Origin of the sequence: Maribacter sp. 1_MG-2023 (genome assembly GCF_030547005.1) — a bacterium.
GTDB lineage: Bacteria > Bacteroidota > Bacteroidia > Flavobacteriales > Flavobacteriaceae > Maribacter.
Window position 1 is genome coordinate 48,923 of the sequence record NZ_JAUOPN010000012.1, and the last position, 12,207, is coordinate 61,129.

The 12,207-nt window shown below is 33.6% G+C and carries 11 protein-coding genes, 1 pseudogene and 1 riboswitch; of the genes and pseudogenes, 7 read left to right on the forward strand and 5 right to left on the reverse strand.

What is annotated here, in order from left to right; all coding sequences use genetic code 11:
* Position 1 precedes the first annotated feature (1 nt).
* Positions 2-1,114, forward strand: coding sequence for a 2-iminoacetate synthase ThiH (gene thiH / locus Q4500_RS13620; protein WP_303600196.1), 1,113 nt, complete (start codon positions 2-4; stop codon positions 1,112-1,114).
* Between the two features lie 2 nt (positions 1,115-1,116).
* On the opposite strand, the gene Q4500_RS13625 is transcribed toward thiH, so the two are convergent.
* Positions 1,117-2,370 carry an NAD(P)/FAD-dependent oxidoreductase gene (locus Q4500_RS13625; protein WP_303600197.1) on the reverse strand — a complete coding sequence of 418 codons (1,254 nt, stop codon included), beginning with the start codon at positions 2,368-2,370 and terminating at the stop codon, positions 1,117-1,119.
* A 99-nt stretch (positions 2,371-2,469) separates the two neighbouring features.
* On the opposite strand from Q4500_RS13625, the gene Q4500_RS13630 reads away from it, so the two are divergent.
* A complete protein-coding gene (locus Q4500_RS13630) occupies positions 2,470-2,832 on the forward strand; it encodes a DoxX family protein (protein ID WP_303600198.1) in 363 nt (120 codons plus the stop codon).
* A gap of 3 nt (positions 2,833-2,835) precedes the next feature.
* Here the strand turns inward: Q4500_RS13630 and Q4500_RS13635 are convergent, their stop codons facing one another.
* From Q4500_RS13635 to Q4500_RS13645, 3 genes are all read right to left on the reverse strand, one after another.
* Positions 2,836-3,192: a DoxX family protein gene (locus Q4500_RS13635; protein WP_303600199.1), complete on the reverse strand. Its 357-nt coding sequence runs from the start codon at positions 3,190-3,192 to the stop codon at positions 2,836-2,838.
* A 44-nt stretch (positions 3,193-3,236) separates the two neighbouring features.
* The gene (locus Q4500_RS13640; RefSeq protein ID WP_303600200.1) at positions 3,237-3,401 is read right to left on the reverse strand and encodes a Lacal_2735 family protein; all 165 of its coding nucleotides are present in this window, start codon (positions 3,399-3,401) and stop codon (positions 3,237-3,239) included.
* A 117-nt stretch (positions 3,402-3,518) separates the two neighbouring features.
* Positions 3,519-4,274 (reverse strand): DUF5995 family protein, encoded by a 756-nt coding sequence (locus Q4500_RS13645; RefSeq protein ID WP_368389766.1) that lies wholly within the window; start codon positions 4,272-4,274, stop codon positions 3,519-3,521.
* Between the two features lie 335 nt (positions 4,275-4,609).
* Between Q4500_RS13645 and Q4500_RS13650 the strand changes: the two genes are divergently transcribed.
* Together Q4500_RS13650 and Q4500_RS13655 are read left to right on the forward strand one after the other, a co-directional pair.
* Positions 4,610-4,987, forward strand: a complete 378-nt coding sequence (locus Q4500_RS13650; RefSeq protein WP_303600201.1) for a PleD family two-component system response regulator — start codon at positions 4,610-4,612, stop codon at positions 4,985-4,987.
* Positions 4,988-5,143: 156 nt separating this feature from the next.
* Positions 5,144-5,905: an SPOR domain-containing protein gene (locus Q4500_RS13655; RefSeq protein WP_303600202.1), complete on the forward strand. Its 762-nt coding sequence runs from the start codon at positions 5,144-5,146 to the stop codon at positions 5,903-5,905.
* A 15-nt stretch (positions 5,906-5,920) separates the two neighbouring features.
* Here Q4500_RS13655 and Q4500_RS13660 read toward each other — a convergent pair whose 3' ends face one another.
* Positions 5,921-7,003 (reverse strand): serine hydrolase, encoded by a 1,083-nt coding sequence (locus tag Q4500_RS13660; protein ID WP_303600203.1) that lies wholly within the window; start codon positions 7,001-7,003, stop codon positions 5,921-5,923.
* Between the two features lie 196 nt (positions 7,004-7,199).
* Positions 7,200-7,297: riboswitch (SAM-I-IV-variant riboswitch) on the forward strand.
* 47 nt (positions 7,298-7,344) lie between these two features.
* Between Q4500_RS13660 and Q4500_RS13665 the strand changes: the two are divergent.
* From Q4500_RS13665 to Q4500_RS13675, 3 genes and pseudogenes are all read left to right on the forward strand, one after another.
* Positions 7,345-8,644, forward strand: a pseudogene (locus Q4500_RS13665) (Na+/H+ antiporter NhaC family protein).
* 304 nt (positions 8,645-8,948) lie between these two features.
* The gene (locus Q4500_RS13670) at positions 8,949-9,809 is read left to right on the forward strand and encodes an outer membrane beta-barrel protein (protein ID WP_303600204.1); all 861 of its coding nucleotides are present in this window, start codon (positions 8,949-8,951) and stop codon (positions 9,807-9,809) included.
* A 253-nt stretch (positions 9,810-10,062) separates the two neighbouring features.
* Positions 10,063-12,090 carry an NADPH-dependent 2,4-dienoyl-CoA reductase gene (locus Q4500_RS13675; RefSeq protein ID WP_303600205.1) on the forward strand — a complete coding sequence of 676 codons (2,028 nt, stop codon included), beginning with the start codon at positions 10,063-10,065 and terminating at the stop codon, positions 12,088-12,090.
* Positions 12,091-12,207: the final 117 nt, after the last annotated feature.

A 12,207-nucleotide genomic window follows, 5' to 3' on the forward strand; every position in this document is an offset into this window, starting at 1 on the left:
AATGAGCAGTTTTAAGGACGTATTTGATACGTATAATTGGGATGAAACCTTACAAAGCATATTTTCCAAAACGGAGAACGATGTTTTACGTGCATTAATTAACACAAAGCGTGATTTAGAAGATTTTAAAGCATTGATTTCACCTGCTGCCAAGCCATATTTAGAAGAGATGGCACAGCTGAGCAGGCAGTTGACGAAAAAGCGCTTTGGGAATACCATACAAATGTATTCGCCCATGTATTTGAGTAATGAATGCCAGAACATTTGTACCTATTGCGGATTTAGTATGACCAACAAGATTCCGCGTCGTACCCTGACCGATGCTGAAATATTAAAGGAAGTTGCGTACATAAAATCGAAAGGATATGATCATATCTTATTGGTGACGGGAGAAGCTAATAAAATAGTTGGTGTAGATTATATTAATAATGTCTTGAAATTTATTCGTTCTCAATTCTCAAATATTACCATAGAAGTACAACCTTTACTGCAAGATGAATATGAACTATTGATTGAAAATGGTTTGTATGCCGTGTTGGTCTATCAAGAAACTTATCATAGAGAAGAGTATAAAAAACACCACCCGAAAGGTAAAAAATCAAATTTCGATTTTAGGTTGGATACTCCCGATCGCCTGGGCAAAGCCGGAATTCATAAAATTGGTTTAGGCGCTTTATTCGGATTAGAAGATTGGCGAGCAGATAGCTTTTTTACCGCATTACATTTAAAGTATTTACAGAAGACCTATTGGAAGACGAAGTATTCCATTTCTTTCCCAAGGTTACGACCGCATTCTGGCGGATTGGAACCTAAGGTAGAAATGACCGATCCAGATTTGGTACAGCTAATTTGCGCCTTTAGATTATTAGACGAAGATGTAGAATTATCGATGTCTACTCGTGAAAGCGAAGTATTTAGAAATAATATTGTGAATTTGGGAATCACCTCTATAAGTGCCGAGTCTAAAACCAACCCTGGTGGGTATGCCGTAGCACCTGAATCCTTAGAGCAGTTTGAAATATCTGATGAAAGACCAACAGAAGTAATTACAGAAATGCTGAAAGGTAACGGACTTGATGTAGTGTGGAAAGATTGGACCAATAATTGGGAATAATTTTATTTAAAAATACCTTGTAAATTTTCTAATACACCCAGCGCAGCTTTTTCACCAGCAATCATAGCTGCATTTAAAGATCCAATTAGTTGTAAATCTCCAGCTAAATAAACAGTTTCTTTTAATCGTGTTTCTGAAGGTGATATCTCGTATTGTAAATCACTCAATTTTGGTAATGACTTTGGTATGCTGTAGTGTTTTAGAAATGTAGGAGAAGTAATACCACAAAATTCCTTTAACTCCGTTTGCACTTGGTCTATTAAGGCTTTACCAGTTATACCCTGATTGTCAACAACAGTAACAGAAAGCAATTCTTTACCTGCGTTTATGGCGGTTTTAAGACTTGTATGGTAAAAGATGTTATTGATGACAGTTCCTTGATCAGGTATTAATCCGATAAGGGGTTTTTTAATCGTTCTGTTCTCCGTTTCAAAATACAAGGTATCACAGCTTTGCCATTCAATGGCTTGATTCTTTAAATTTTGAATTAAGTTACTCGCTTCTGTGGCGATAATAATAAAATCGCTTTCTATTTCTTGCCCATCAGCAAGCAGAATTTTGCTATCGCTAATACAAGATACAGACGTGTTATATTTTATAACGGTGTTTTTTAATTGATGTAGTAGTTGTTTAGGAATCTCTTCAATACCACCTTTAGGCAATGCAGCATTTCCTTCACCAAACATTTTATAAACAAATTCGAACATTCTGCTAGAAGTTTCTAGCTTGTTTTCTAGAAAAATTCCACTAAAAAAAGGTGTAAAGAAATCATCTATTATTTCAGAAGAGAAACCTAAATCGGTCAAATAAGAAAATGTTGTTTGCGCTCCATCTGAAAATATTTCGTCGATTGATTTTTTCTTTAGGCTAGTATTTAATTTTAGAATTTTCAACTTATCGGCAACAGTACCAATATTGGCAAACAACGTAGAAAACAATAAGGATGCATCTCTTAGCGGATCACCAATTACTTCTTGTTTTCCATTTTTAAAAATGGAAGCTCCAGGTAAGAAATTTTGTAGTTCTAAAGCTTTATAATCAAGATATTTTTGAGCTGCAGGGTACGCGGTTAACAATACTTGAAATCCGTGGTCTAACTGATATCCATTTACAATATCTGTTTTGACCCTACCGCCTACCCTATCTGTAGCTTCGATTAATACAGGAGAATATCCATTTTGTTCTAGTTCAATTGCTGCGACTAAGCCACTAATTCCGGCACCTATAATATGAATCTTAGAATTTTGATTACTCATTTTATATTTTTGTTTAACTGATTTAACATATATATGAACAAAATTAGTATTTTTGATATAGACTAATATATGTAATTGGTCTATAAAACTATCTTAATCATGAATTATTTAATTATCATCTTTCAAATTATAGTCGCCTTAAGTATATTAAATGTATGGCTAATACAGAATAAAAAACCAACGAGATGGCGTGGTGGAAATGCTACAACTATAATAGAAGAATTTGAGGTCTATGGCTTATCAAAGCAAATGTGCTATGTTATTGGCTTTTTAAAGGTGACTTTTGCTATTTTACTACTTGTTGCAATTTGGTTTCCAGTAGTAAAGCAACCTGCAGCTTTAGGTTTGGCAGCCTTACTGTTAGGTTCAATAGCGATGCATATTAAAATAAAAGACCCATTACTAAAATCTTTTCCTGCAGCTTTATTTCTAGTGCTTTGTTTGATTATAGCTTTTGCATAAAATTTATGAGGCAGTAAGTTGTTGGTAATAGCTTACTGCTATAAATAAATTTATAAGAGCTAATACCAAAGATGGTAAAGATTCTGCTGCGCTGTCCTTAATTTTTATTCTAACGGCGAAACCTAAAAACATAAGAAGTGTTAGACCTGCTGAAGCCACTAATACTAGAACAGGTGAAAAGAAGTAACCTATAATTAATCCCAAACCACCAGCTAGCTGCAACAATGCAGTAAGAACTCTCTGATTCTTTAGACCAAATCTTGCAAACTCATCTTTCATTTTTTGAGAGAAAAGACATTCTACACCGTAGTATAAAAAGGCGCTACTTGATAAAAGTATGGCAGTGTTTAAAATCTTCATTTTGTTTTTTTTATACCCGTAGGTAGTTGTATGGGTCGAAAGAATTAAGATAACTGTTCTATTTTCTTCATTATCTCATCGGCTTCAAAAGTCTTTTGATCACTCAATTTTCTATTCGTTGTAGATAAGGTATAGGCTTCTTTTAATAGCTTTTCATACTCACTTTGTAATATTTCTTTTTCTGATTTCTTTTTAAATAATCCGAACATAATTTATATAGATTTTTGATGTATGTATCTAGTGATTTATTAGTCTATAAAGATACATAATGTTTAATTATTTTTAGATATAATTAAACAAAATTAGATAAAGTGATTTTGTCTGTATTACTCCTCTCGCAATCTAAAAATCACTCTACCTACATTTTTTTCTTCAAACTTGCCTAAAAATTGAAGAGCGTACGTCACAATTTTTGATTTAGGCGCTTTTATAAATTCTCCAAGGCTTAAAACAGTTTTGTCCATTTGGTGTATAGCTGCATCTTGGTGACCAATACCTAAGCCCCAAAGCAGGTTGGCATTATACCACGAGAGTTCTCTAGCTTTCTTTAAACTGAAGTTGATGATTTCCTCATCTGTATTTTTACCAGCAAGGTCTAAAAGAAATAACAAAGGCGAAACTCGGCTAAGTCGGTCTTGCATTTCATTTACAATATTGCCAAGTATGGCGTTAACGGTATTGAAATCTTTCTCAATATCAGATATTTCTAACCCGTTCATAGCAGTACTTGCGGCTAAACCCAAATCTAGATTAATATGAGTATTTATACCCAACATAATATGCTGTAAAATGGTTAGAGTGTCATTTTTGGTGTCAAAGGCAAATTGCCATGATACACTAATGCGTTGATTGGTGCTATAACCATTATAAGCATCTAAATAATAATTGGCAAAAGTAACATCGAAGGTTTCCATTCGTGCATTATCTTCAAAATTCCCTAATTGTACCTCTTTCAATATTTCAGCAGTAACCCGTCTATATAAAAATGCAAAATACCCGATACGGTTATTGTTTTCAATAGCATCTAGTATAATGATATCAAGTTGGTGAAGAACTTCTGATATGGTGGTTGGTCGGCTGATTTGGTTTTTGTTTTAAAGAGTAAGATTTTTAATACATTCTAAATGTAGTAATACTAGAGTCAATGAAAAACTAATTTAATATTTAAAGGAGTAAAGATTTAAATAAAATGCTAGAAATAAGCTGACAATATAATATCCTCACAAAAAAGTAATATGTTTTTGAGAGAATATTTCAAAGTTTATGCTATCAAACTCGCCTTAAAATTTACAATCTGTACTGCCTTTTAAAGTGTAATATGAACATATAAAGATATTTTCAAGACGTTCGTCTGAATTAATTTTTCATACTGAGGTAATAGGGTACTTTTCGGCACTCAAACCCCGAAATCAGATTAATGAAACTCGAATTAATAATAGTAGATGACTCCCCTTTATGGTTGTCATTAGCCGAAAAGCTTGCAAAAACTCATCCGTTAGTACGTAGTGTAATCACTTTTGAAGATTCTTATGATGCCTGGGTACACATACAAATAGCGCAACCACAAGTGGTCATGTCAGATATTGAAATGCCAGGTATGAACGGACTCTCTTTTTTGGAAATGTTTGCAGACCGTTTGCCATTTATATCAAGTTCTACCAAGCAAGAATTTGAAGAAGTTGCCAGAGAACTTGGCTGTGTTGATTTTGTTAGTAAGCCATTCACCAAAAGTGAGCTTCATAATGCTATAGATTTAGTTTATAACAAGATTTATGGAAAGAAGGTTAGTGCATAATAAATGATTTTGCATGCGCTGAAATCTACTCGTATTTTCTTTACTTTGGCTTTCTTAGTTAAATGTTTCCATGAAGGCTTTTATCTTACATAAATAGAGATTGGTTATATTTACTTTTTTAAATACATCATTGTATTTTAAAGTAAACACATAGCCATGACCCCCGAAAAAGATATTTTTAGTACCCCAAAAGGAAGATGGGATTTTGCAATTGCTATTATTGTAATCGCTATTTTTTCTACATTCATTTATATGTATATGTTTAATAAACAGGATGATAGTGTAGCAGCTACTCCAGATATAGATACTGCAGAAGAAGCACCACTACCCGACTCTTATCATTCTGAAGGTCGCGAATATGTTTACTCTAATTCAGATGTTTATGAACCCATAACCATCCCTGTAAAAGATGCATACGACCATGATAAGAATATAGCAGTTGTAATTTCTGATACTACACTTACTGTTTCTGATTTTGAAGAAGAACTAAATGTTGACTTAGAGGAAGAGATCACAACTAAAATTCAAAGTATATCTAAAGGTGCATCCGACGAAAGTACCTCCGAAGTAATTATAGGAGACATAGAAACTACTGTTATTGAAAAAAAGGAAACTAAAATTCCAGTAGCCAAGAAAGTCGAGCAGCTACCTGAAACTACCAAAACGGCACCAGTAGCTACTACGAATTCTTCTTTAAATTGTATTGCGATGGTAGGTGTTTTTAAAGACCCTAATAATAAAAATACAATTATAGAAAAGCTTAAAAAATTGGGCTATACCCATGATGAAGGAGCATATCCAAAAGGTCTGACCTATGTTGGGGTTCCTGTTGACTGTGGTAATGAAGCTAAAAGAAAGCAACTTATTCTAGAATTAAACGAAGCATTCGGTATTGATTCTTGGGTCAAAAAACGTTAGGTTATCTCATCTACATTAAGGTAGGTCATAATCTAAATTAGAATAAATACTCAAAGCACCAATAACAATATCATTTGGTATCATATTTACACCATTAGATACATAAGTTATGGTGACATCATCAGAAGGGAAGTATACGGTTGATGATCTATAACCATCAATACTACCGGTATGTCCAAATCCTTGTTTGTTATAGAATGCAGGAGAGTTTAGTCCAAATCCATAACCATCGACCATAGTTGTCATAAGACTCAATGAGTATTCAGAAATGAGTTTACCATCGAATAAAGCTTGATAAAAGATATTTACCCCTTTTGCAGAAGATACAATTGAACCAGTACCTTGAAGTATGGTATGATGTGTTTCTAAGATAGATGTCCAATTATCATTCTCAAAATAATATGAAAAAGCTTCATTGTTATCAGAATTAGTGATTTCGCCATTGTAAGTATCAACCAGATTTAAAGGAATAGCTATTCTATCATTTAAAGATTGTTCATAGGTTTTGGTATCTAAATCTTCTATTATAAAGGATAATAAAACATAATTGGTATTAGAATATTCGTACTTATCGTTTGGCTCAAAAATGGTTCCGTTACTTATGAAATAGTCTATAAGTTCTGAGCGCGTGGCTGATTCAAAATTTCTTCCTAATTCGAATTCGCCACTTGTATAATTAAAAAGTCCGCTTCTATGTCTTAGTAAATGTTCAATAGTAATAATCTCGGCATTGGGTATTTCTGGAAAGTAATCATCTAGTGTAGTCTCTAAGCTTAATGTATTTTCTTCAACAAGCTGCATAATCATTGTAGCAGTAAATGTTTTTGTAATAGAAGCTATTCTGTATTTAGAAGCTGAATTGGCTGAAATCGAGTTTTCGACATCAATAAAACCAAAAGAAGTTTGATAATCTTCTTTACCATCTTTGAAAATAGAAATACTGCCCATTCCTAAATTTTTCTCTTCAATTCTAGAAAAGAACAAGTCCATTTTATCTCGATCAAAATCTTCGCCAAATTCGTCTACTTCTGGTGTACAAGAAAAGGCTAACAATAATAAAAATGTAACAGCAATAACTTTTAAGTAATGATTTTTCATATGTAAATGATTGGATTAGTTAATGTTATGATGCCAAACTTCGACCATTAAAATACGCAAGGTTGTTAATGAAATAATAATTGAAGTTAAATTTTAGGTAATTATGTAGGAGGAATTCTGTAGGAATATTATTTACAGAAATTAACTTTTTTTAAGATTTAGTAGAAAGATTTATAGACTACATTTGCCGCCTCAAAATTTTTATCAAGAATCTCAAAAAAAGGAGATAGCAACCTGCAATAACAAGCAAGGTGCTAAATAGATAAGCCATTAATTGGAACAAATGTTAACACATGTGTCTACTTATTTACTACTATTTCCTTTATAGAACAAAGAAAGAAATGGCAAACACAAAAGACAGAACTCCCAAATTTTCAGCTTTAATACCCTTGTTCGTATTTGTATTTACGTTTTTAGGGGTAGGTATATATCAGAATGATTTCTATGCTTTACCAGCTCCTATTGCGGTAATAGTTGGTATAGTGGTCTCATTTATATTATTTAGGCAAACCATTACTTCTAAAATTAATACGCTACTGAAAGGTTGTGGAGATGATAAAATATTGACCATGTGTCTTATTTATTTGTTAGCTGGTGCTTTTGCGGCTATTACAAATGAAACAGGCAGTGTAAATGCTATTGTAAACCTTGGTTTAGATGTCATAGCCATTCAATACATTTATGTAGGCATCTTTATTATCGCTGGATTTTTATCGGTTTCTACAGGAACATCAGTTGGTGCAATTGTAGCATTGGCACCAATTGTAGTTGGATTTGAAGATGAAAGCAGCGCAGATTTGTCAATATTATGTGGTGCCCTATTACGGTAGTATGTTTGGCGATAATTTATCTGTTATCTCAGATACCACAATTGCCGCGACTCAGTCTTTGGGATGTAAAATGAGCCATAAATTTAAACAGAATATTAAAATAGCGGTACCTGCAGCGTTATTCACCATTGCCATTTTAGTATTTCAGGGATTGGGGTTGGAGTCCGTCGTAGCTGAAACCACGGTTTATAATTATTCCATTATAAAAATAATGCCATATGTATTGGTGATTATTCTTTCCATTGTGGGAGTCAATGTCTTTATAACCTTGTTGTTAGGTACAATTGCGGCAGGTGCATTAGGAATCGCTTACGGAGATTTCACATTAATAGAATCTTCTAAAATCGCCTATACCGGATTTACCAATATGACCGAAATATTTCTTTTGTCATTATTGACAGGTGGCTTAGTTACTTTGGTAGAGAGAAATGGAGGTATCGAATTCATATTGATCAATATTAAAAAACTCATTAAAAATAAGAAGTCTGCTCAGTTTGGTATTGCCACCTTGGTAAGTACCGTTAATATGGCGATTGCAAATAATACGGTATCGATCATAATTGCTGGTCCTATTGCAAAAACGATAAATGACGAATACCATTTAGATAATAAAAAGACAGCTTCCATTTTAGACATATTTGCTTGTATTATTCAGGGACTATTACCTTACGGTGCTCAGGTTTTAATGATTTTAAGCTTCTCAAAAGAAAAAATCGATTATTTAGATTTGGTAAGTAATACGTGGTATTTGCTGCTTTTGTTCATTTATACGTTACTGTTTATTGGGTTAAAGTCCCAAAAAAATGATTGAGCTTAAACAGAAACCGAATAATCAATTCCTAATAAACTACAATAAAGTGTACTATAACCTTCTTGTATTGCTTAATTAGTAATATAGAGGATAAAATCTAATATAAATTTTAAATAGAGTGTTAAACCATACCTATAGATGTAAGAACTTTTACTAAAAAAGTAACTTTGATGAACTAATTTAAAAGATGCAATTTAAATCGTAACGATACTTTTAAAATAATTGTTTAAAACTATGTTAATCAATATCTAACGTGGTTTAATTTTTACTTTAAAATCAATTTTAAATTTATAAATCATTTATTATGAAACACTTAGTAGCTGTTTGTGCAGCCGTTTTAATTAGTTCGGTATCTCATGGGCAATGGCAAGTGTCTGCCAGTTCTGGTTACGCAATAGGTAGTGCAACTATGAAATTAGGAGAACGAATCAACACCTCTGAAACTGAGAATTCTTATGGTAGTTATGGTGAAGGTATTAATGTTCAATTAAGAGGAACATATTTCTTTGATGACTCTTTTGGGGTTGATTTAAGTTTAGGTTATTTACATGGAACAGATCAAGATGTATCTATTGTTGACTTACCAAGTACAGAGGTAAATGCGGTTGCAAGAGCGCGAGCTTTTGGCGCTTCTGCTTCTGTTGTATATAAGTTCACCAATAATATATATGGCCGTTTCGGAGCCCTATTAAAATTAGGTGGAAAAACTGAGGGAGTAATTTATCAGAAATCAGTTTTTTCTGAAGCTGAGGCAGAAGCTTTTGGTGTGCCTGTAGGATCATATTCTGAAACAAATTATACAGAGGATTTTCACGGACATTTTCCATTAGGTTTCGTAGGTGCACTTGGGTATAAGTATGACCTAGATTCTAATTTCAGCGTTTTTGCCGAAGTAGAGTATTACGGAATCAGTTTAAAGCGTAAAGATTCTGAAATAGCCGAATTTAATACCGATGTTAAGCTACCTGATGGTACAGTTGCGGTTAGCGGATTGTATACTATTGACAATTTACCTGCGGGAGTAGATAAAAAGACAACATATGTTGATAATTTGTCGAACACTAATACAGATACTTCTAAAGAATTATCTCAAAAAGTTCCGTATTCATCTTTCGGTATTAATTTTGGTATTACGTACAAATTTGCACGTGTTATAAAAGAATAATTTTAAAGGTTTAGTCCGTTTACTAATAAAGAAAATCCCTATGAAACTTTTGGTTTTATAGGGATTATTTTATTCTGGTTACAAAGGTTTTAAACTATCGATTGAAGAACTTCGGATAGTCAAAATCTAACTGTATAATTGAAAATAAGCAGTTTATACTCAAAAAAGGTTTAGTTAGTTTTCAAATATTAAAAACGTATCTTGTTAACTATTATGCATGCATAATAAAAAATCAACTAAAAAGTAACATGTAATGACCAAGTACAAGCATATTTTTGAGCCTTTAGATTTAGGATTTACCACCCTAAAGAATCGAATTTTAATGGGTTCAATGCATACCGGATTAGAAGAGGAAAAAAATGGTATAGATAAGATAGCCGCTTATTATGCCGAACGAGCAAAAGGCGGAGTCGGATTAATAGTAACTGGCGGAATAGCGCCCAATGTACAAGGTTGGACAGGTCCTTTTTCAGCACGTATGAGCACTAAAAAACATGCGAAACATCATAAGGTCATTACTGATGCCGTACATAAAGAAGGTGGTAAAATATGTATGCAAATATTGCATGCTGGCAGGTATGGGTATCATCCTTTTGCAGTTGCACCATCTGCTATAAAATCTCCCATCTCCCCTTTCAAGCCATTTAAGCTCAACCAATCTGGCATTAATCGCACCATTCGTGATTTTGTGAACTCTGCTAATCTTTCAAAACTAGCGGGTTATGATGGCGTAGAAATTATGGGTTCTGAAGGTTATTTAATAAATCAATTTATTGCTGAAAGAACAAATAAACGTACAGATAATTATGGTGGCAGTTATGAAAACCGAATGCGTTTACCTATAGAATTAGTAAAGCAAACACGTGAAGCCGTTGGTAAGGAATTTATTATTATCTATCGCTTATCAATGTTAGATTTGGTAGAAAAAGGAAGCTCGTGGCAAGAAGTGGTTGCCTTAGGTAAAGAAATAGAAAAAGCTGGTGCCACCATTATAAATACAGGAATTGGCTGGCATGAAGCCCGCATACCAACTATTGCAACATCGGTACCTAGAGCGGCATTTACTTGGGTGACCAAAAAGATGAAAGAAGAATTATCAATTCCGTTAGTTACGTCTAATAGAATAAATATGCCCGAAACTGCTGAGCAAGTTTTAGCGGAAGGTCATGCAGATATGATTTCAATGGCACGACCATTTTTAGCAGATCCAGAGTGGGTCAATAAGGCTGAAGCTGACAAGGCAGATGAGATAAATACCTGTATTGGTTGTAATCAAGCATGTTTAGACCATGTTTTTCAACGAAAGGTTGCTAGTTGTTTGGTGAATCCGAGGGCATGTCATGAAACGGAATTGAATTATAACCCAACAGAAAAAAAGAAAAGAATAGCCGTTGTAGGTGCTGGTCCGGCAGGTTTGGCAGCATCAACAGTAGCGGCACAACGTGGGCATGATGTTACGCTTTTTGATGGTGAAAAAGAAACAGGCGGACAATTTAACCTAGCAAAGCAAATACCTGGTAAAGAAGAATTTTATGAAACTATCCGCTATTTTAATAAACAACTAGAGCTGCATAGTGTAATTGTAAAATTGAATACTAGAGTAACTGCAGAAGACTTGAAAAATGGAAATTTTGATGAAGTTATTGTAGCGACCGGAATAAAACCAAGAACTCCGAAAATTGATGGTGTTGACCACCCAAAAGTCCTGAATTATATAGACGTATTAAAATTGAAAAAAAATGTGGGTAAACGTGTTGCGGTTATCGGCGCTGGCGGAATCGGTTTTGATGTCTCAGAATATTTAGCCCATGAAGGGGAAAGTACTGCTTTAAATATAGATGCATGGCTTAAGGAATGGGGAATTGATAAGACCTTAGAGGCGCGTAGTGGTATTGAGAATATACAATCAAAAATTCACCCGTCGCCAAGAGAAATTTTTATGTTCAAACGCAGCAAAGGTAAGTTTGGTGCAAATCTTGGTAAAACCACTGGTTGGATTCATCGTTCTACGTTGAAAAAGAAAAATGTACAATTTATTAATGAAGTGCAGTATACTAAGATAGATGATGAAGGTTTGCATTATACCCAAAATGACGAGCAAAAAATACTAGAAGTAGATAATATTATCATTTGTGCAGGACAATTACCATTTAAAGAACTTTTAGAACCATTGCAGGCAAAAGGTATAAAAGTACATGTAATAGGTGGTGCCGATGTTGCTGCAGAATTAGATGCTAAACGTGCCATAAATCAAGCTTGTAGATTAGCCGCTGAAATTTAATACTGTTTATGTATGCAAAGGCATTATTTAAAATGAATTATTCGCTTAGTGATAAAAACGCTCCGTATTCATAGGTAAATTTTAAAATTTTATCGGTAGTATGGGGAATTTAAGTCT